The sequence below is a fragment of the Pseudomonas sp. I3-I5 genome, assembly GCF_022699445.1.
Classification (GTDB): domain Bacteria; phylum Pseudomonadota; class Gammaproteobacteria; order Pseudomonadales; family Pseudomonadaceae; genus Aquipseudomonas; species Aquipseudomonas fulva.
The window spans coordinates 4430760-4450139 of sequence record NZ_CP093940.1 but is presented as its reverse complement, the minus strand read 5'-3'; the positions used below and the strand labels follow the sequence as shown (position 1 = coordinate 4450139).

Here is a 19380-nt window from a genome sequence, read left to right as displayed (position 1 = left end):
ACCCACTCGGCTTTTCGCGGATGATCCGCCTTGGCCACGGCAGCGGTCAGGCGGCCCACCTCCGCGTCATCTGCGAATGCCCGGGCGGGTTGACTGTTTTTTCACACGTCTTCTGGATAATGCGCAGACCTTTGCTTCTTTCCCCAGGACGCCTCGATGCAATCAAACGCCCCTGCCTCCTTCAAGCGCCCGTTCTACCTGCGCTGGCCGTTCGGCTTGGCCGTGGGCGTGGTGATTACCTATGGCGTGGCCTTCGCCATGCATTGGGACAATCGGGCAGCGTTGTGGATCAAGGAAGGTTTCGAAAGCACGGCCGAGCGCAGTGAAAGCGTGTGGCTGCCGGACTACACGGTGGATATCGATGCCAAGCCCTTGCCGGCAATGGCCGACTACGAGGCATCGGACCTCGCGTACAACCCCAGTACGCGTACGCTATTCGCCGTCATGGGCAAGCAACCCTTCCTCACCGAGCTGAACCTGGACGGCGACGTACTGCGCAACATTCCCCTTAATGGCTGGGCAAACCCGGAAGGCGTCACGGTCATGGACGGCGGCTACCTGGCAATCACGGACGAGCGGCTGCATGACCTGACGGTGGTGAAAGTCGATGCCACCACTACCGTGCTCAACCATGCGGACTTCCCCAGCCACGACCTAGGGGAGTCGCCAAACGGAAACAAGGGCTATGAGGCCGTGGTGTGGGATGCGTCGAAGCAGCGGCTGGTCATCGGCGAGGAGCGGCCGCCGCGCCTTTACGAATGGAAGTCCAATGGGCAAGGCCAAGTGACGGGCGAGAAAACGCCGCTGCCCAGTGATTCGCTCGACCTGCGAAACCTGTCGGCGTTGGGTATTGACCCGCGAACGGGGCACCTGCTGGCGCTGTCTGCCGACTCCAACATGCTGCTGGAACTGGACGAGCAGGGTGAGCAGGTCAGCTTCATGACGTTGCTGGGGGGCTTCAATGGCCTGCAGCACACCATCCCTCGGGCCGAAGGTGTGGCAATGGATGACCAGGGCACCCTGTACATAGTCAGCGAACCGGCATTGTTCTACCGCTTTACCAAAGGCTAGGTTTTTCTTGCTATTAAAATGATGGCATTAAGCTTTATTTCAGTTGTTTGTGGTTAGATTCGCCATCCTCCGTCGAGTCTGCCTTCATGCACCGTTATCTGCGTCTGTCACTGGTTCCTGTCGTTCTAGGCCTGCTGTTGCTGGGCTGGGTCGGGCAGGAATTTCGTCTGTTCGAACGTGCCTGGTTCAACCTCACCACGTGGTGGCAGCCGGCGGAGCAAAGCATTGGCTTGAATCGCTATCAGGTGGTGGTCGAGGGGCGGCCGATCGAAGGGCTGGATGACGATGTCTCGGCGCTGACCTACGACCCTGACCGCAAGAGCCTGTTCACCGTGACCAACGCCCGCTCGGAGCTGATCGAGCTGTCGCTGGACGGGCGAATCCTGCGGCGCATCGCGTTGCACGGTTTCGGTGATCCCGAGGCGGTGGAGTACATCGGTCCCAACAGCTACGTGATTACCGACGAGCGCCAGCAGCGGCTGATCCGTGTGCGGCTCACCGAGGACACCTTGTCCCTGGACGCTACCCAGGCCGAGCAATTGACCTTGGGCATCGGCCTCAACGGTAACAAGGGTTTCGAGGGGCTGGCCTTCGACTCGGTGGGCAAGCGGCTGTTCGTGGCCAAGGAGCGCGACCCGATGCTCATCTATGAAGTGCACGGGTTTCCTCATGACGATCCGCAACAACCCTATGCCGTGAACGTTGTCCAGGACCGAAAGCGCGATTCGCGCCTGTTCGTGCGCGACCTGTCGAGCCTGCAGTTCGACGAGCGCAGTGGGCACCTGCTGGCGCTGTCGGATGAATCACGCCTGGTCCTGGAGCTGGATGTGCAAGGGCGGCCACTGAGCACCTTGTCATTGCGCAAGGGGTTCCAGGGGCTCAAAGCGACAGTCCCGCAGGCGGAGGGCATTGCGATGGACGAGACCGGGACCATTTACATGGTCAGTGAGCCGAACCTGTTCTACGTATTCAAGCAGCCGGCGCCATGACCATATCGGCGCTCGGCAAGCCCCGGACGGCGCAACCGTACCCGGGCATGCCGGCTTGTATGGTTACTCGGCCTTCAGGCTCTTCACGCCGTCGGCAGTGCCCAACAGCAGCAGGTCGGCAGGCCGTGCGGCGAACAGGCCATTGGTGACCACGCCCACGATGGCATTGATCTGGGCTTCCAGCTCCACCGGGTTGGTGATCTGCAGGTTATACACGTCGAGGATCACGTTGCCGTTGTCCGTGACCACGCCCTCACGGTAGACCGGGTCACCGCCCAGCTTGACCAACTGGCGAGCGACGTGGCTGCGCGCCATCGGGATCACCTCCACCGGCAACGGGAAGTTGCCCAGAACCGGTACCAGCTTGCTGCCATCGGCGATGCAGATGAACGTCTTGGCCACGGCGGCAACGATCTTTTCCCGAGTCAGGGCCGCGCCACCCCCCTTGATCAGGTTCAGGTGCTCGTCGCTTTCATCGGCGCCGTCCACATAGAACTCCAGCTCGCTGACGCTGTTGAGCTCGTAGACCGGGATGCCATGCCCCTTGAGACGCTGGGCCGTGGCTTCGGAGCTGGCGACCGCGCCGTCGAAGGCCGTCTTGTGCTGCGCCAGGGCGTCGATGAAGAAATTGGCGGTCGAACCGGTGCCAACGCCAACGACGCTTTTGTCATCGAGCTTGGGCAGAATGAAGTCGACGGCAGCCTGGGCAACGGCCTGTTTGAGTTGGTCCTGGGTCATGCGGGCTCCGAGAGGGGGCAGGGCGGATGTAAAGGCGACCAGTATAACGGCAAGCGCGGCTTGGCTGTGGTCGTCCGACATAACGCTGGGGTAGACTCCGAGCCCTTGTCCCGCGGCCAGTGATGCTTTCCCGATGCTCGAACAGTACGTCAAGAAGATCCTCACCTCGCGCGTCTATGACGTTGCCGTCGAAACCCCCTTGCACAGCGCCGGGCAGTTGAGCAAACGCCTGGGCAACCAGATTCTGCTCAAGCGCGAGGACCTGCAGCCGGTGTTCTCGTTCAAGATCCGCGGGGCCTACAACAAGCTGGCGCAGTTGACCGCAGAAGAGCTGGCTCGCGGTGTGGTCACCGCGTCGGCAGGCAACCATGCCCAGGGGCTGGCCCTTGCTGCGCGGGAAATGGGCATCAAGGCCACCATCGTGATGCCCAAGACCACACCTGAAATCAAGATCGAAGGTGTGCGCTCGCGCGGCGGCAAAGTGGTCCTTCACGGTGACTCGTTCCCCGAGGCATTGGCGTATTCGCTGAAACTGGTCGATGAAAAAGGCTTCGTCTACATCCATCCCTACGATGATCCGCACACCATCGCGGGCCAGGGCACCGTGGCCATGGAAATCCTGCGCCAGCACCCTGGTCGGCTGGACGCCATTTTCGTGCCGGTCGGCGGCGGCGGTCTGATCGCCGGCATCGCCGCCTACGTGAAGTACCTGCGCCCGGAAATCAAGGTGATTGGCGTTGAACCGGACGATTCCAATTGCCTGCAGGCCGCCATGGCCGCTGGTGAGCGGGTGGTGCTGCCGCAGGTAGGGTTGTTTGCCGACGGCGTGGCGGTGGCCCAGGTTGGCCAGCATACCTTCGACATCTGCCGCCAGTACGTGGACGAAGTCATCACCGTCAGCACCGACGAAATCTGCGCGGCGATCAAGGACATCTACGACGATACCCGTTCGATCACCGAGCCTGCGGGGGCACTGGGGGTGGCGGGTATCAAGCGTTACGTGGAGATGTACGGGGTCAGCGGCCAGACCCTCGTCGCCATCGATTCCGGGGCGAACGTCAATTTCGACCGCCTGCGCCATGTCGCGGAGCGGGCAGAGCTGGGTGAAAAGCGCGAAGCTATCATCGCGGTCACCATCCCGGAGCGCCCCGGTAGCTTCAAGGCCTTCTGCGAAGCGGTGGGCAAGCGCCAGATCACCGAATTCAACTACCGCAAACACACCTCCGATGAAGCGCACATCTTCGTGGGCGTGCAGACCCATCCGGAAAACGACCCCCGCGCGGCATTGGTGCAGCAGTTGATCGACCAGGGCTTCCCGGTCACGGACCTTACCGACAATGAGCTGGCCAAATTGCACATTCGCCACATGGTGGGCGGGCACTCGGCCGGGGCGAGCGATGAAATGGTGCTGCGTTTCGAATTCCCCGAGCGGCCAGGGGCACTGTTTAACTTCCTCGACAAGCTGGGCGGGCGCTGGAACATCTCGATGTTCCACTACCGTAACCATGGCGCGGCAGATGGCCGTGTGGTGGCGGGGCTGCAGGTCCCTGAGGACGAGCGCCACCTGGTGCCGGCCGCGCTGGCGCAGATTGGCTACCCCTACTGGGATGAAACCCAGAACCCGGCCTACACGTTGTTCCTTGGCTGAACGGCTAAGCTCTTACCCACGGGGCGCGCCGCTTCGCAGTGAACAGGCGGCGCAGCCTGGCGGCCTTGCTCGCTCGCAGCCCCCTGTAACGCAACCAGCCCAGGACGAGTGACATGGAACACCTCAACACCCTCAAAGCCTTGCACGTGATCGGCACCGCATTGTTGTTGCTGGGTGCTCTGGGCTTGGCGATCTGGACGATGCGCGCCCGCCGACAGGGTGGCGGGACGGTGTATGACAGGTTGATGCAGCGGCCTCTGGTCTTCGTCTGGTTGGTGATGGGTATCAGCCTGATCAGCATGCCGTTCACCGGTTGGTGGCTGGTGCACCTGGTGGGTTGGCCGCTGGGTCAGACCTGGCTACTGGCGTCGAGTGCGCTGTATACCGTGGGCGCGTTGGCCTGGGTATGGCTTGTGGTGCGCCTGAATCGGCTGCGCAGGACACCTGCACAGGGTGCTCGGCTAACACTGGCGTTGGCCGTGTTCAGTGCCGTGTGCCTGCTGTCCATCGCCGGATTGATGGGCGCCAAGCCCGTCTGATCCTCGCCAAGGTATCCACCGATTGCCTGTCGGCAAAGCCTGGTTCACAGACTTGCATAGCGCTGACGGTATATAAGCACCGCAGGCGCGTTGCTGCGCTCGCAGGCTTTGTGGAACAATGCGGTGACATGCGTTTGCGAGGTTGCTGCCGTGATCGACCCGGATGGTTTTCGCCCCAATGTCGGGATCATTCTCACGAATGATGCCGGGCAGGTGCTATGGGCTCGACGGATCAACCAGGATGCCTGGCAATTTCCACAGGGCGGTATCAACCCTGACGAGACGCCAGAAGACGCCCTGTACCGCGAGCTGAACGAAGAAGTTGGCCTTGAACGCGATGATGTGGAAATTCTTGCCTGCACCCGTGGTTGGTTGCGTTATCGTTTACCCCAGCGACTGGTGCGCACCCACAGCCAACCGTTGTGCATCGGCCAGAAACAGAAGTGGTTCCTGCTGCGTCTGATCAGCAATGAACAACGGGTGCGTATGGACCTGACCGGCAAGCCGGAGTTCGATGGCTGGCGCTGGGTGAGCTACTGGTACCCGCTGGGCCAGGTTGTGACATTCAAGCGCGAGGTCTATCGGCGCGCCCTGAAAGAGCTAGCACCGCGTCTTCTGACGCGCGACTGACGACGGAGTTCGACCCCGAGCCATGCTCAATACGCTGCGCAAGATCGTCCAGGAAGTAAACTCCGCCAAAGATCTCAAGTCGGCGTTGGGGATCATTGTCTTGCGTGTCAAAGAGGCCATGGCCAGCCAGGTCTGTTCGGTCTACCTGCTGGACCCGGAAACCAACCGGTTCGTATTGATGGCCACCGAGGGGTTGAACAAGCGTTCGATCGGCAAGGTCAGCATGGCCCCCAACGAAGGCCTGGTCGGGCTGGTGGGCACCCGCGAAGAACCCCTGAACCTCGAAGATGCCGCCGCACACCCGCGTTACAGGTACTTCGCCGAGACCGGCGAGGAACGCTTCGCTTCCTTCCTGGGCGCCCCGATCATCCACCACCGCCGCGTGGTGGGGGTCCTGGTCATTCAGCAGCGCGAGCGTCGCCAGTTCGACGAAGGCGAAGAGGCCTTCCTGGTGACCATGAGTGCGCAATTGGCGGGGGTGATCGCCCATGCCGAGGCCACTGGCTCGATTCGCGGCCTGGGTCGCCAGGGCAAGGGTATTCAGGAGGCGCGGTTCGTTGGTGTGCCTGGCTCGCCTGGTGCTGCCGTAGGGCGGGCGGTGGTGATGCTGCCACCGGCCGACCTGGAAGTGGTCCCGGACAAGACGGTCGAGGACATCGACGCCGAACTGCACCTGTTCCATGCGGCCCTCGAAGGTGTGCGCGCCGACATGCGCAAGCTGTCGGCCAAGCTGGCCACCCAACTGCGCCCCGAAGAGCGGGCGTTGTTCGATGTCTACCTGATGATGCTCGAGGACGCTGCCCTGGGCGGCGAGGTGCGGGAGGTCATCAAGACCGGCCAATGGGCGCAGGGTGCCCTGCGCCAGGTGGTGGGCGAGCACGTCAACCGCTTCGAACTGATGGACGACGATTACCTACGCGAGCGGGCCTCCGACGTCAAGGACCTGGGCCGACGCTTGCTCGCCTACCTGCAACAGGCCCGCTCGCAGTCGCTGGTGTATGCCGACAACACCATTCTGGTCAGCGAAGAGCTGACCCCGGCCATGCTGGGCGAAGTGCCCGAAGGCAAGCTGGTGGGCCTGGTCTCGGTATTGGGCTCGGGCAACTCGCACGTGGCCATTCTGGCCCGCGCCATGGGCATTCCGACCGTGATGGGCCTGGTCGACCTGCCTTATTCGAAGGTCGATGGCATCGAGCTGATCGTCGATGGCTACAAAGGGGAGGTCTTTACCAACCCAAGCGATGTGCTGCGCAAACAGTACAGCGACGTGGTCGAGGAAGAGCGCCAGCTGGCACAGGGCCTGGACGCCTTGCGCGAGCTGCCCTGCGTGACCCCTGACGGGCACCGCATGCCGCTGTGGGTCAATACCGGCCTACTGGCCGATGTCGCTCGCGCCCAGCAGCGTGGCGCCGAAGGGGTAGGCCTGTACCGCACCGAAGTGCCGTTCATGATCAACCAGCGCTTCCCCAGCGAAAAAGAGCAGTTGGCGATTTACCGCGAACAGCTGGCGGCTTTCCATCCACTGCCCGTGACCATGCGCACGCTGGACATCGGCGGCGACAAGGCACTGTCCTACTTTCCGATCAAGGAAGAAAACCCCTTCCTGGGCTGGCGTGGCATTCGCGTCACGCTCGATCATCCCGAGATTTTCCTGGTGCAGACGCGGGCCATGCTCAAAGCCAGCGAAGGCTTGAACAACCTGCGGATTCTGCTGCCGATGATTTCCGGCGTTCAAGAACTCGAGGAAGCGCTGCACCTGATTCACCGTGCCTGGGGCGAGGTGCGCGACGAAGGCACCGATGTACCGATGCCGCCGGTGGGCGTGATGGTGGAAATCCCGGCCGCGGTGTACCAGACCCGTGAACTGGCGCGACAGGTGGACTTCCTGTCAGTGGGGTCCAATGACCTGACCCAGTACCTGCTGGCTGTGGACCGTAACAATCCTCGGGTAGCCGACCTCTACGATTACCTGCATCCAGCCGTGCTGCAGGCGGTCAACACCGTGGTCCGCGATGCTCATGCCGAAGGCAAACCGGTAAGTATCTGCGGCGAAATGGCGGGCGACCCGGCAGCTGCCATCCTGCTCATGGCCATGGGCTTCGACAGCCTGTCGATGAACGCCACCAACCTGCCGAAGGTGAAGTGGATGCTGCGCCAGGTGAACATGAGCAAGGCTAAAGAGCTGCTGCAAGAGGCGCTGAGCCATGACAACCCGCAGGTCATCCACAGCTCGCTGCAGCTGGCGCTGAAGAACCTGGGGCTTGCACGAATGATCGGGCCCGGGGCCAACAAGCCGCTCTGAGCGCCATGTGTACCGGCGCCTAGTGAGTTGACCTGCATACAAGGTCGGCCTGGGTGATCAAACCGAGAGTTTCACCTCCCCGAGAAGGGATCCGAACGGGCCGAAGCTGCGTTCGATGAACTGCCTTTGGCCTCGATTATCGACAATCAGCACGGTACTGGCGCGTGTGCCGTAGTGCTGACTGGCGATGAACGCGCTCGACAACAGTTTCTCGGTGGCCAGGCCCACGCCTGTTTCCGGCAACAGGGCGTCGACCACAGGCTCGTCATCTGCCAACAGTCCCAATAGTCGGTCAGGGGCTGGTTTTTCCAACAACTCCGCCAGGCGGCTGCGCGCCTTGACCAGCTTCGGCCACGGGGTATCAAGCTGCGCATTGGAAAGCCCGTACACGCCCGCCTCAAGCAGACGTGGCACTGCTTCCCTGGCATTGACGTACCCCAGAGCATGCTGATCGCCAATGAGCAGGTTGAAGCCTGAATACTGGTCGGCTCGGCTTGCCACCTGATTCAGATAAGTTTCTACGGTTTGCTCACCCTTCAGAAAAGCGGCCACCAACTCGCCACGCGAATGCGATCCCAGTGGCTGTCTGGGGTCACGGATATTGGTCAACGCGGCGAACCTTCCCTGTGGGCCGACTCCCAGCCAAGTCCCGCCAGCCTCCAGGTCTCTGCCCGCGTACACCTGCGGTGCGTCTTCCCACGGTGCCAACGCCAGGGTAGGGCGGGCATAGAATTCATCACGGTTGGCTGCCACGATCAACGGCAGGGCATGCCCTGGCCGCCAGGCGAACACGATCAGGCACATTTTTCCGGTCCTGTGTTTTCTTCCACTGTACCCAGGCAGCGCGGCAGATCCAACCTGACACAGACTTCACTAGAGCCGCGAACCCAGCTTCCGTTACCATGCCGGATTGATTTTTCGGGGAAGCCGAATGGAATTCGTGCTCTATCTGGTCTTGGGTGCATGTGCAGGGGTGCTGGCTGGCCTGTTTGGCGTGGGCGGGGGCATCATCATCGTGCCTGTGCTCGTGGTCAGCTTCACGTTGCAGGGTTTTGACGCTTCGGTGTTGACGCACCTTGCGGTAGGCACCTCCCTGGCCTCCATCGTCTTCACCTCCATCAACGCCGTGCTCGAGCATCACCGCAAAGGCGCGGTGCAATGGCCGATCTTTGCCTGGATGACCCTGGGGATCCTGCTGGGTGCCGGTGTCGGGGCCAAGACGGCGTCGCTGATCCAGGGGCCCATGCTGCAGAAGATCATCGGCGTCTTTGCCTTGGTGATTGCCGCGCAGATGGCACTGGACCTCAAGCCCAAGGCCAGCCGCGGTGTGCCCGGCAAGGCTGCACGGGTGGCAGCGGGGGGCGTGATCGGCTGGGCCTCGGCCATTTTTGGCATCGGCGGCGGCTCGCTGACCGTGCCCTTCCTGACCTGGCGCAGCCTGCCCATGCAGCAGGCCGTGGCGACGTCGTCAGCGTGTGGCCTGCCCATTGCGATCGCCAGTGCAGTGGGGTTCATGGTGCTGGGCTGGCATGAACCCCAGTTGCCGCCGCACAGCGTGGGTTACGTCTACCTGCCGGCGATGGTCGGCATCGCCGTGACCAGCATGTTTTTCGCACGTTACGGGGCGCGGTTGGCTCACAGACTGTCACCGCGCCTGTTGAAGCGCCTGTTTGCGGCCCTGTTGTTCTGTGTAGGCCTGAGCTTTCTGATTTGAATCGAGAGGATGTTAAATGCTGCCTTACCCGCAGATAGACCCCGTGGCACTGGCCATCGGACCGCTGAAAATCCATTGGTACGGCCTGATGTACCTGATCGGCATTGGCGGGGCCTGGTTGCTGGCCACCCGCCGCCTCAACCGGTTCGACCCTACCTGGAGCCGCGAAAAGCTCTCCGACCTGGTCTTCTGGCTGTCGATGGGGGTGATCGTGGGAGGGCGGCTGGGCTATGTGCTGTTCTACGACCTGCACGCATACCTGGCCAACCCGACGCTGATCTTCGAGGTCTGGAAAGGCGGCATGTCGTTCCACGGCGGTTTCATTGGCGTGATGCTCGCTGCATTGTGGTTCGGCAAGCGCCACAACAAGTCGTTCTTCGAACTCATGGACTTCGTCGCCCCGCTGGTGCCGATCGGCCTGGGTGCCGGGCGTATCGGCAATTTCATCAATGCCGAGCTGTGGGGCAAGCCGACCGATGTGCCATGGGGGATGGTCTTCCCACCGTTCAGCGACCCGGCCCAGTTGCCGCGCCACCCTTCGCAGCTGTATCAGTTCGCCCTCGAAGGCGTGGCGCTGTTCGTGATTCTCTGGCTGTACTCGCGCAAACCTCGGCCCACCATGGCCGTTTCCGGAATGTTCGCGTTGTTCTACGGTATTTTCCGTTTCATCGTCGAGTTCGTGAGAGTTCCGGATGCCCAGCTCGGTTACCTGGCCTGGGGATGGCTGACCATGGGTCAGATTCTGTGCATCCCCATGATCGTGGCTGGCCTTGCGCTCATCTGGTGGGCTTATAATCGCAAGCCTACGGCGACACCCGCCTGATCACTCTCCCGGCAGGGGAGATCCCCCTGCCGTCTAGCTACAGGTAAGCCATGAAACAGTATCTGGACCTGGTCCGCGACGTTATCGAAAACGGCACGTTGCAGGAAAACCGTACCGGCATCCGCACCATCAGCCTGCCAGGGGCGATGCTGCGCTTCGACCTGCAGAAGGGGTTCCCCGCCATCACCACGCGCAAGCTGGCGTTCAAGTCGGCGATCGGCGAAATGGTAGGTTTCCTGCGCGGGGTTCGCAATGCAGGCCAATTCCGTGAGTTGGGTTGCAAGGTCTGGGACCAGAACGCCAACGAAAACGCCCAGTGGTTGGCCAACCCGTTCCGCCAGGGCCATGACGACCTGGGCGAGATCTACGGGGTCCAGTGGCGGCAGTGGCCGGGCTACAAGCGCATCCCCCTGAGCAATCGAGCCGCGATCGAGATGGCGGAGAAGGCCGGGTTCCGTCAGATTGCCCAGGATGAAGAGGATGGCGTGGCGTTTGTCATCCTGTACAAAGCCATCGATCAGGTCCGTCAGTGCCTGGACACCATCGCAAACGACCCTGGCAGCCGGCGCATCCTGTTCCATGGCTGGAACTGCGCCCAGCTCGATGAAATGGCCTTGCCGCCTTGCCATCTGCTGTACCAGTTCCACCCCAATGTGACAACGCGCGAGCTCTCGCTGACGCTTTATATCCGTTCCAACGATCTTGGCCTGGGTACGCCATTCAACCTCACCGAAGGGGCGGCATTGCTGGCGCTGTTCGGTCGGCTGACCGGCTATACCCCGCGCTGGTTCACCTATTTCATCGGCGATGCCCATGTGTACGAGAACCATCTGGACATGCTCAACGAGCAGCTCAAGCGCGAGCCGCTGGAAGCGCCGAAGCTGGTGATCAGCGATCGGGTGCCGGCGTTCGCCAAGACGGGCAAGTACGAGCCGCAGTGGCTTGAACAGATCGAGCCGAGTGATTTCTGGCTCGAAGGGTATGAACATCATGCCCCGATGACGGCTCCGATGGCGGTTTGAAGGTGGCGCCTTCATACCCCCGGTGAACGATCCCGGGAGCGGTCTTGCCGGCGCCCCGGCAAGGCCGCCCCGAAATTCGCTAGCCTTCAGATGCGGCGCAAGACAGTTGTTCTGGCAGGGTGACCGACAGGCTGGTCACGCCCACTAATGCCCATGGCTACGTCCAACATGTGAATGCTCGATATCCGGCACCGTCACCGCGCCGTTGGTTTCCAGCTGCTGCAAAATCGCGCATTGCGCGCCTTCTTCGCTACACCGTCTTCGCAAATCCATCAGTTGCGCCTGTAACGCCACCAATCCATCGAGCCGGGCCTGGACGTGCTCGATATGCTCGTCGATCAAGGCATTCACGCTGCCGCACGAGGCCTGGGGGCTGTCACGCAGCTGCAGCAGGCTGCGGATTTCATCCAGCGTCATGTCCAGCGTGCGGCAGTTGCGGATGAATGTCAGGCGCTCGACATGCGCTTGCGTATACATCCGGTAGTTGCCCTCGCTGCGCGCAGGCTCTGGCAGAAGCTTCTCGCGTTCGTAATAACGAATGGTCTCGACAGCGCAGTCTGTCGCCTTGGCAAGGTCGCCGATCTTCATGTTGGAAACTCCTGGCATTCGCTTGACCCTATAGTGGCTACAGGGTGTTCACTTGGCAACAGGCTCAATAAGGATGACCCATGAACAAGTCTGTCAGCCCCGAACACTCGCATCATCATGAGCACAATCATGACCATGCCCATGACGGCGTGGGCCATGGCGATCAGGGTCATGCCTGTTGCAGCACGCAGGCGGCGCCTGCTCATGTGCAGTTGACGTCCCGGCCCAGCAAGCAGGCTCAGCTCAGCCGTTTTCGGATCGAAGCCATGGATTGCCCGACCGAGCAGACGCTGATCCAGGACAAGCTGGGTAAGATGGCCGGCATCGAGGCCCTGGAGTTCAACCTCATCAGCCGCGTTCTTGGGGTCAGGCACACGCTCGATGGCACGTCCGAGATCGAACGGGCCATCGACAGCCTGGGGATGAAAGCCGAGCCGCTCGTGGGGGATGCCGATAGCGCTGCCGCGCCAGCGCCGCCGCCCAGACAGGCTTGGTGGCCGCTGGCGCTGTCCGGTCTGGCAGCCCTGGGCGCCGAAGTCGTGCACTTCGCCCAGCTCGCACCGCAGTGGGTGGTGGCCGCGCTGGCACTGGCGGCGATCCTGGGTTGTGGTCTGGGTACCTACAAGAAAGGCTGGATCGCGCTAAAAAACCGAAACCTCAACATCAATGCCCTGATGAGCATCGCGGTCACCGGTGCGCTGCTGATCGGCCAATGGCCGGAAGCAGCCATGGTGATGGTGCTCTTTACCGTGGCCGAACTGATCGAGGCCCGCTCGCTGGACCGTGCACGCAATGCCATTGGCGGGCTCATGCAGCTGGCGCCGGACATGGCAACCGTGCAACAGGCCGATGGCCAGTGGCGCGAAGTGGAAGTGCGTGAAGTCGCTGTCGGCGCGACGATGCGAGTACGGCCAGGCGAGCGGATCGGGCTCGATGGCCAGGTGATCAGCGGGCAGTCCAGCGTCGATCAGTCACCGATCACGGGTGAAAGCCTGCCGGTGGAGAAGGTCCAGGGCGACAAGGTCTTCGCCGGTACCATCAACCAGACAGGCGCACTGGAAATCCAAGCCACCGCAGTAGCTGGTCAGTCCACGCTGGCGCGCATCATCAAGGCCGTCGAGCAGGCGCAAGGGGCGCGGGCGCCAACCCAGCGCTTCGTCGACCGGTTTTCGCGGATCTATACGCCGGCAGTGCTGGCCCTGGCGTTGGCCGTGGCGATCATCCCGCCGCTCCTGCTGAACGGCACGTGGTTCGACTGGGTGTATCGCGCGCTTGTGCTGCTGGTAGTGGCATGCCCCTGTGCACTGGTGATCTCGACCCCCGTCACCATCGTCAGTGGCCTGGCGGCGGCAGCGCGCAAAGGCATCCTGATCAAGGGCGGGGTGTACCTCGAGGGCGGGCGCCACCTGGACTTCCTGGCCCTGGACAAGACCGGCACGATCACCCACGGCAAGCCGGTCCAGACAGACTTCAAAGCCCTGCAACCGGCGTTCGAGCATCGTGCGCAGGCCCTGGCATCGAGCCTGGGTGCACGCTCCGATCACCCCGTGTCCCGAGCGATAGCCCAGTTCGGCCAGGACAACGACCTGCCCCACCTTGAGGTCCGGGATTTCACCGCGCTGGCGGGCCGTGGCGTGCGTGGCAAACTCGAGGGTGAGGTGTTGCATCTGGGCAACCATCGTCTGGTCGAGGAGCTGGGATTGTGTTCACCAGAACTGGAGGCCCAGCTGGATGCCTTGGAACAGCAGGGCAAGACAGTGGTGTTGCTGCTCAACGCATCAGGCCCCCTGGCATTGTTTGCAGTGGCCGATACCGTCAAGGAAAGCAGCCGGCAAGCCATTGCCGAGCTTCATGCGCTGGGCATCCAGACGGCCATGCTGACCGGCGACAACCCGCACACCGCTGCGGCCATCGCGCGTACAGTAGGCATTGATCGGGCCGAAGGTAACCTTCTGCCAGCCGACAAGCTCAGTAGTATCCAGGCGCTGTACGACCAAGGTCATCGCGTTGGCATGGTCGGGGACGGCATCAACGACGCACCAGCGCTGGCCCGGGCCGAAATCGGCTTCGCCATGGCGGCGGCTGGCACCGATACCGCCATCGAAACGGCCGATGTGGCGCTGATGGACGACGACTTGCGCAAGATCCCTGCGTTCATCAGGCTGTCGCGGCATACCGCAGCGATCCTCAAGCAAAACATCGTGCTGGCCTTGGCGATCAAGGCGATCTTCCTGGGCATAACGTTCGCCGGGCTGGCCACCATGTGGATGGCCGTATTCGCCGACATGGGCGTTAGCCTGCTGGTGGTGTTCAACGGCCTGCGCTTGTTGCGCAAGTGACCGTCGACTCAAAGGCCAGGCCTAGAGCTGCTGCACCAGCGCTTCGAGCTGCTCCTGGCGCTGGGCCTGGTTCGGTTTAGCACCGGGATTGAGCGTGGACCATTGTGGATGCGCGCGAGCCCGCACCAGCGGTTCGGGCAGCTTGCCCTGACGCCAGGTCTTTTCATCCAGCTGGCCCAGGCGAATACTGTCCTGAGCGGCGTGCCCACGGTGGTCCAGTGCCACCATCAGTTGTTGCTGACGCAGGGCCAGCAAGCGCAGGACGGTATCGTCGACGGTGAGCTCGCGTTTGCCCTTGAGCTTGCCCATCAGGCGCGCGCCATAGCCGCGAGCCGTCTGCAGGGCACCGCCGGCGATGGCCCCGGCCAATGCTGCGACCCCCAGGGTCAGCCCACCTGCCAGCAGGTCCACCCCGGCACCGGCCGCCGCGCCTGCCGCCACCCCGCCGCCTACCCGCACCCCAAGCTGCTTCAGGGTCTCAGGATTGAACAGATCGTCTCCCCAGCGCCCGTCCAGCAACGGCAGGTCACTGGCGTGCGCATCGTCGCGCCGGAACGCATAGAGCTTGAGCAGGGCCTCCACGCAGCGCTGTTCACGCTGGCGTACGGCCTGGTGAAGCGCCTCGATGGCCTGTGCCTGGGCAGACGGTTCACCTTCCACGCTGCGCCGACAAGCGGCGCAGTCCAGCAGCAATTCGGCGATCAGACGCTTGCCGCCTTGCTGACGAGCTACCCGTTGGGCCTGCTGATCGTCGATCAGGCGCTGCAAGCTGGGGCGCGCCTCCTCCAGCAGCAGGGCCAGGCTCTCGTACAGGCGGCGCTCGCCATCTTCTGGCGGGGCCACGCTGTCGAATTTCACCAATGCATGAAGCCCAAGCCGGGCGAGTGCTTCACGCCACTGCGGTTCGCGATGCGGATGGCTGGAAACGAAGTTGAGCACCGGTAGAAGTGGCTTGCCGCAGCTTGCCAGCACGTCGAGTTCGTCACGGTACTTGGCCAGCACCGGCTCGCGGGCGTCGATGACATAGAGCCCGGCGTCGCTGGCCAGCAGCTGGCGCAGCACCTTGGCCTCCTGCTCGAAGCGCTGGCGGGCCTCGCTGCCCTGAAGAAACCGCTCCAGCCGCGCCGGGCCATCCAGGCGCTCGCCAGGGCGCTCAAGGCGTTCGAGGTAGTCGAGCAGGGCAATTGCGTCTTCCAGTCCCGGTGTGTCGTAGAGCTCCAGCAGAGGCTGCCCGTCCACGGACAAGCGAGCGCCTTCCACATGGCGTGTGGTGCTGGGACGATGCGAGACCTCCCCGAAACCGACGTCGCGCGTGAGGGTGCGTAGCAGCGAGGTCTTGCCCACGTTGGTGTGGCCTACCACGGCCAGCTTCAAGGGCTCAGTCATGAGCGTGCTCCAACCAGGCCAGCGGTAGGGTGTCGGCATAGGGAAGCCCCAGGCGATCCAGGGCTTCACGCCAGTCATTCAGGCGCCGCTCATCGCGAGGCTGATCAGCGGCGGCAGGCAACAGCCAGATGCGCGTACTTCCGGCATTGCGCGCCAGCTCGGCGAGCAAGGCCAGGCTGCCGCGATCCGGAGAGCGCTCAGGGTCAAGGGCAATGGCCAGGCGTGCGGGTGGAAAACGCCCCAGTTGTTCGAGCAGACGATGCCGCGACTCCCGGCTGTCCAGTACGCCGGCATCGGCGACGTTGGCGGGCAATGACGGCGGCCAGGGGCGCTGATCGTCCAGCTCGACGCCAACCAGCAGTGCGCCGGCATTTTCGATGAGTGACGGCTCGGCCTTGAACTGCGGCAGTGTGTCGGGTGCATCGTCTTGGACGCCCAGGCGCTCGCTGTTGGGCATCAGCCTGTCGCGCAGCGGCATGTAGCCTGGCAGGTTCGTGTCCAGCGCCAAATGTTCGCGCCCTTGCCGCCAGCGCCACAGGCACACGCCGGCCAAGAGCAGGCGCGGCAGCACGCCATAGACCAACACCACGCCCAGCAGCCAGCTGGCCCATGCCTGGCGCGTCATGGCCAGGGCCGGCGCGGTGTCGCCGCTGGCACGGATCATGGCCGGGTCAGGCACCGCAAAGCCCAGCAGCGCGGGCAGGGCGCCCAGGGCCTGGGTCATGGCGATGAAGGGTTCGGCCGCCAACAACGTGGTTTCCCAGACGAAGCCATAGCGCCGGGTGGCCAGCAATGTCAGCAGCACACCTACCGCGCTCAGCATGGCCACCAGCCACAGGCTGTGGACCAGCAAACCCAGCAACCAACGGCCCAGGCGTTGGCGTCCCAGCAGCACTAGCAAGGCCGGCGCCAGGTGGGCGGCACGGGCGTCGCGGGCCAAGCGTTCGCTCAACCACAGCCAAAGCCGCCCCAGCAGCGCGCCGTGCTCACCGCTCAGGAACAAGCCGATCAGCCAGCCCAGCAGCATGACCAGGTTCAGCCCCAGCAGGCTGCCCAGCGCCCAGAAGACATTCACCGGCCGCTGCCCGTCACCCAGGGCGGCCAACGCCAGGCCCCCGCCACTGAGCACCGCCATCACCAGCATCGCCAACAGCGCCAGGCGCGCCCCTTGCTTCCAGCGCCACAACGCGGCGGTCATGCCGTCGCGTTCGGCCAACAGCAGCGCACGGGTCTCGATGCGCAAGGCCAGGCTGCCGCCTTGCTGGCGAGCACGGCGGTTGGCTTCCTGATCCTCGAGGGGGCCGGCATGTTCCTCGCGCAGGCGTATCGCCTCGGTGAGCCAGCGCTTGTCCAGCAAAGAAGGTGCAGTCACAGGGTCTTCCATTGCACAGGTCGTGGCAGCAGCATAACTCACCCGTGCGGTGCTATTCTCGCTGGCATGAACACATTACTGCCCCTGAGCCTGATCGTGGCCTGCGCCGAAAACCGCGTGATAGGCATCGACAATTCCATGCCCTGGCATTTGCCGGGGGACTTCAAGTACTTCAAGGCCACCACCTTGGGCAAGCCCATCATCATGGGCCGCAAGACCTGGGACTCGCTGGGAAGGCCGCTGCCTGGGCGGTTGAACATCGTGGTCAGCAGGCAGCCCGGGCTGGAACTGGCCGGTGCCGAGGTTTTCGCTTCACTGGAAGAGGCGCTGGTGCGGGCCGATCAGTGGGCGCGCGAGCAAGGTGTCGACGAACTGATGCTGATCGGTGGTGCGCAGCTCTACGGGCAGGCGCTCGAGCAAGGGCTCGTCAGCCGCCTGTACGTGACACGGGTCGAGCTGTCGCCGCTGGGCGATGCCTGGTTCCCGGATTTCGATCGCAAGCAGTGGACGCTCACGTCCAGCCAGGCGCAGGCTGAGGAAGGCAAGCCGCGGTATCACTTCGAGGTGTGGGACAAGGCCTGAACGCCTGTTGCGCCAGGAAGGGAGCCGCGCTGTGCGGCCCCATCTGCACTCAGGTATGGCTCAATTCTGCGTGTTCATCATCGGCCAGTACCTGCTTGTCGGTTTCCTTGAGCAGCTGGCTGGTTACCACGCCTGCCGTCATCGAACCGTTCACGTTCAACGCCGTACGGCCCATGTCGATCAACGGCTCTACCGAAATCAGCAGTGCCACCAGCTCCACCGGCAAGCCCATGGCCGGCAGCACGATCAGCGCGGCGAAGGTGGCGCCGCCGCCAACCCCGGCCACCCCGGCTGAACTGAGCGTGACGATGGCCACCAAGGTGGCGATCCACAGCGGGTCGAAGGTATCGATGCCAACCGCTGGCGCGACCATCACTGCCAGCATGGCAGGATAGAGCCCGGCACAGCCATTCTGGCCGATGGTGGTCCCGAACGAGGCGCTGAAGCTGGCGATCGACTGCGGCACGCCCAGCCGGCGCGTCTGGGCCTCGATGTTCAGCGGGATACTGGCAGCGCTCGAACGGCTGGTGAAGGCGAAGGTCAGCACCGGCCACACCTTGCGGAAGAAGCGCAGCGGGCTGACCCCGATTGCCGCCAGGATGAGCGCGTGAACCACGAACATCAGCGCCAGGCCCAGGTAGGACACGACCACGAAGCTGCCCAGCTTGAGGATGTCTTCCATGTTCGAGCTGGCCACCACCTTGGTCATCAACGCCAGCACGCCGTAAGGGGTGAGTTTCATGACCACGCGCACCAGACGCATTACCCAGGCTTGCAAGGTATCGATGGCCGACAGTGCACGCTGACCCTTCTCGGCGTCGTCCCTGATCAACTGCAAGGCGGCCAGGCCGACGAAAACGGCAAAGATGACCACGCTGATGATCGATGTCGGCTTGGCCCGCGCCAGGTCGCCGACCGGGTTGCTGGGGATGAACGAGAGCAGCAGTTGCGGGATGTTGAGGTCGGCGACCTTGCCTGCATAGTCGCTGTGGATCACCTGCATGCGTGCGCTCTCCTGGGCGCCTGCCACCAAGCCTTCGGCACTGAGGCCAAAGAGGTTGGTCAGCAGGATGCCGATCAGGGCAGCGATCGCCGTGGTCAGCAGCAGCGTGCCGATGCTCAGGACGCTGATGCGCCCCAGGGAAGAAGCATTGTGAAGACGCGCCACGGCACTGAGGATGGAGGCGAAAATCAGCGGCATGACGATCATCTGCAACAGGCCTACGTAGCCGTTGCCGACCAGGTCCAGCCAGGTGATGGTGGTCTTGAGCACGGGGTGCCCTGCGCCATAGATCGTGTGCAGTACCAGGCCGAAGCCCACGCCCAGTGCCAGGCCCAGCAGCACTTTCTTGGCCAGGCTCCAATCGGTATGACGGGTCTGCGCCAGCCCCAGCAACAAGGCCAGGAACGCCAGCAGGTTAAGCAGCAGTGGCAGGTTCATTAAAGCTCCGGAAACGAGAGGATGAGTCGCCGCCTCTATGTGCGATTGCGAGTGGAAATGCTAACAGCCTGAAAACAAAGGAATTTATACCCAAATGGAATTTGTATAGTCGTAAATGGAATATCGAGACGTCGCGGATTGCAATGAACACGGCGTTTACGGGGGCATAAAGGTCGCAATCGAGCGTGACCGACGG

At 63.0% G+C, this 19380-nt stretch carries 17 protein-coding genes; 11 read left to right on the top strand and 6 right to left on the bottom strand.

Annotated elements, in window-relative coordinates; all coding sequences use genetic code 11:
- Positions 1 to 156: 156 nt before the first annotated feature.
- Entirely contained in the window at positions 157 to 1071 is a 915-nt protein-coding gene (locus MOP87_RS19950; protein WP_242809919.1) for an SdiA-regulated domain-containing protein, read from the top strand.
- 86 nt (positions 1072 to 1157) lie between these two features.
- Positions 1158 to 2060, top strand: coding sequence for an SdiA-regulated domain-containing protein (locus MOP87_RS19945; protein ID WP_197874170.1), 903 nt, complete (start codon positions 1158 to 1160; stop codon positions 2058 to 2060).
- A 63-nt stretch (positions 2061 to 2123) separates the two neighbouring features.
- Here the strand turns inward: MOP87_RS19945 and rpiA are convergent, their stop codons facing one another.
- Positions 2124 to 2798 carry a ribose-5-phosphate isomerase RpiA gene (rpiA, locus tag MOP87_RS19940; protein WP_023532306.1) on the bottom strand — a complete coding sequence of 225 codons (675 nt, stop codon included), beginning with the start codon at positions 2796 to 2798 and terminating at the stop codon, positions 2124 to 2126.
- Between the two features lie 133 nt (positions 2799 to 2931).
- On the opposite strand from rpiA, the gene ilvA reads away from it, so the two are divergent.
- From ilvA to ptsP, 4 genes are all read left to right on the top strand, one after another.
- The gene (ilvA, locus tag MOP87_RS19935; protein ID WP_197874171.1) at positions 2932 to 4446 is read left to right on the top strand and encodes a threonine ammonia-lyase, biosynthetic; all 1515 of its coding nucleotides are present in this window, start codon (positions 2932 to 2934) and stop codon (positions 4444 to 4446) included.
- Between the two features lie 113 nt (positions 4447 to 4559).
- Positions 4560 to 4985, top strand: a complete 426-nt coding sequence (locus tag MOP87_RS19930) for a DUF2269 family protein (protein ID WP_128610038.1) — start codon at positions 4560 to 4562, stop codon at positions 4983 to 4985.
- 150 nt (positions 4986 to 5135) lie between these two features.
- Positions 5136 to 5615: an RNA pyrophosphohydrolase gene (locus MOP87_RS19925; RefSeq protein ID WP_023532670.1), complete on the top strand. Its 480-nt coding sequence runs from the start codon at positions 5136 to 5138 to the stop codon at positions 5613 to 5615.
- 22 nt (positions 5616 to 5637) lie between these two features.
- On the top strand, positions 5638 to 7917 hold the full coding sequence (gene ptsP / locus MOP87_RS19920) for a phosphoenolpyruvate--protein phosphotransferase (protein ID WP_027913464.1): 2280 nt from the start codon (positions 5638 to 5640) through the stop codon (positions 7915 to 7917).
- Between the two features lie 57 nt (positions 7918 to 7974).
- On the opposite strand, the gene MOP87_RS19915 is transcribed toward ptsP, so the two are convergent.
- Entirely contained in the window at positions 7975 to 8721 is a 747-nt protein-coding gene (locus MOP87_RS19915; RefSeq protein WP_028686736.1) for an NRDE family protein, read from the bottom strand.
- A gap of 127 nt (positions 8722 to 8848) precedes the next feature.
- On the opposite strand from MOP87_RS19915, the gene MOP87_RS19910 reads away from it, so the two are divergent.
- Genes MOP87_RS19910 through MOP87_RS19900 form a run of 3 tightly spaced genes read left to right on the top strand, consistent with a single transcriptional unit; the run spans position 8849 to position 11476 of the window.
- Positions 8849 to 9631 (top strand): sulfite exporter TauE/SafE family protein, encoded by a 783-nt coding sequence (locus MOP87_RS19910; protein WP_028686735.1) that lies wholly within the window; start codon positions 8849 to 8851, stop codon positions 9629 to 9631.
- A 16-nt stretch (positions 9632 to 9647) separates the two neighbouring features.
- Positions 9648 to 10454, top strand: coding sequence for a prolipoprotein diacylglyceryl transferase (gene lgt, locus MOP87_RS19905; RefSeq protein WP_242809918.1), 807 nt, complete (start codon positions 9648 to 9650; stop codon positions 10452 to 10454).
- Positions 10455 to 10504: 50 nt separating this feature from the next.
- A complete protein-coding gene (locus MOP87_RS19900; RefSeq protein WP_242809917.1) occupies positions 10505 to 11476 on the top strand; it encodes a thymidylate synthase in 972 nt (323 codons plus the stop codon).
- A gap of 144 nt (positions 11477 to 11620) precedes the next feature.
- On the opposite strand, the gene cadR is transcribed toward MOP87_RS19900, so the two are convergent.
- The gene (cadR, locus tag MOP87_RS19895) at positions 11621 to 12064 is read right to left on the bottom strand and encodes a Cd(II)/Pb(II)-responsive transcriptional regulator (protein ID WP_027913469.1); all 444 of its coding nucleotides are present in this window, start codon (positions 12062 to 12064) and stop codon (positions 11621 to 11623) included.
- Positions 12065 to 12144: 80 nt separating this feature from the next.
- Here cadR and MOP87_RS19890 point away from each other — a divergent pair, with 80 nt between their 5' ends.
- Positions 12145 to 14403, top strand: a complete 2259-nt coding sequence (locus tag MOP87_RS19890) for a heavy metal translocating P-type ATPase (protein ID WP_242809916.1) — start codon at positions 12145 to 12147, stop codon at positions 14401 to 14403.
- 21 nt (positions 14404 to 14424) lie between these two features.
- Here the strand turns inward: MOP87_RS19890 and MOP87_RS19885 are convergent, their stop codons facing one another.
- A complete protein-coding gene (locus tag MOP87_RS19885; protein WP_110606372.1) occupies positions 14425 to 15789 on the bottom strand; it encodes a GTPase/DUF3482 domain-containing protein in 1365 nt (454 codons plus the stop codon).
- Complete coding sequence (locus tag MOP87_RS19880) at positions 15782 to 17173, bottom strand: DUF2868 domain-containing protein (protein WP_049695311.1); 1392 nt, start codon at positions 17171 to 17173, stop codon at positions 15782 to 15784. Before MOP87_RS19880 ends, MOP87_RS19885 begins: the two co-directional genes overlap by 8 nt.
- Positions 17174 to 17227: 54 nt before the next feature.
- Here MOP87_RS19880 and MOP87_RS19875 point away from each other — a divergent pair, with 54 nt between their 5' ends.
- On the top strand, positions 17228 to 17743 hold the full coding sequence (locus MOP87_RS19875) for a dihydrofolate reductase (protein WP_028686704.1): 516 nt from the start codon (positions 17228 to 17230) through the stop codon (positions 17741 to 17743).
- Positions 17744 to 17792: 49 nt separating this feature from the next.
- On the opposite strand, the gene MOP87_RS19870 is transcribed toward MOP87_RS19875, so the two are convergent.
- The gene (locus tag MOP87_RS19870; RefSeq protein WP_023532302.1) at positions 17793 to 19184 is read right to left on the bottom strand and encodes an L-cystine transporter; all 1392 of its coding nucleotides are present in this window, start codon (positions 19182 to 19184) and stop codon (positions 17793 to 17795) included.
- Between the last annotated feature and the right edge of the window lie 196 nt (positions 19185 to 19380).

Bases quoted from the DNA above. Each gene is read 5' to 3' on its own strand.
- MOP87_RS19950 (WP_242809919.1), top strand. From the start codon at position 157: ATGCAATCAAACGCCCCTGCCTCCTTCAAGCGCCCGTTCTACCTGCGC.
- MOP87_RS19945 (WP_197874170.1), top strand. From the start codon at position 1,158: ATGCACCGTTATCTGCGTCTGTCACTGGTTCCTGTCGTTCTAGGCCTG.
- rpiA (WP_023532306.1), bottom strand. From the start codon at position 2,798: ATGACCCAGGACCAACTCAAACAGGCCGTTGCCCAGGCTGCCGTCGAC.
- ilvA (WP_197874171.1), top strand. From the start codon at position 2,932: ATGCTCGAACAGTACGTCAAGAAGATCCTCACCTCGCGCGTCTATGAC.
- MOP87_RS19930 (WP_128610038.1), top strand. From the start codon at position 4,560: ATGGAACACCTCAACACCCTCAAAGCCTTGCACGTGATCGGCACCGCA.
- ptsP (WP_027913464.1), top strand. From the start codon at position 5,638: ATGCTCAATACGCTGCGCAAGATCGTCCAGGAAGTAAACTCCGCCAAA.
- MOP87_RS19915 (WP_028686736.1), bottom strand. From the start codon at position 8,721: ATGTGCCTGATCGTGTTCGCCTGGCGGCCAGGGCATGCCCTGCCGTTG.
- MOP87_RS19910 (WP_028686735.1), top strand. From the start codon at position 8,849: ATGGAATTCGTGCTCTATCTGGTCTTGGGTGCATGTGCAGGGGTGCTG.
- lgt (WP_242809918.1), top strand. From the start codon at position 9,648: ATGCTGCCTTACCCGCAGATAGACCCCGTGGCACTGGCCATCGGACCG.
- MOP87_RS19900 (WP_242809917.1), top strand. From the start codon at position 10,505: ATGAAACAGTATCTGGACCTGGTCCGCGACGTTATCGAAAACGGCACG.
- cadR (WP_027913469.1), bottom strand. From the start codon at position 12,064: ATGAAGATCGGCGACCTTGCCAAGGCGACAGACTGCGCTGTCGAGACC.
- MOP87_RS19890 (WP_242809916.1), top strand. From the start codon at position 12,145: ATGAACAAGTCTGTCAGCCCCGAACACTCGCATCATCATGAGCACAAT.
- MOP87_RS19885 (WP_110606372.1), bottom strand. From the start codon at position 15,789: ATGACTGAGCCCTTGAAGCTGGCCGTGGTAGGCCACACCAACGTGGGC.
- MOP87_RS19880 (WP_049695311.1), bottom strand. From the start codon at position 17,173: ATGGAAGACCCTGTGACTGCACCTTCTTTGCTGGACAAGCGCTGGCTC.
- MOP87_RS19875 (WP_028686704.1), top strand. From the start codon at position 17,228: ATGAACACATTACTGCCCCTGAGCCTGATCGTGGCCTGCGCCGAAAAC.
- MOP87_RS19870 (WP_023532302.1), bottom strand. From the start codon at position 19,184: ATGAACCTGCCACTGCTGCTTAACCTGCTGGCGTTCCTGGCCTTGTTG.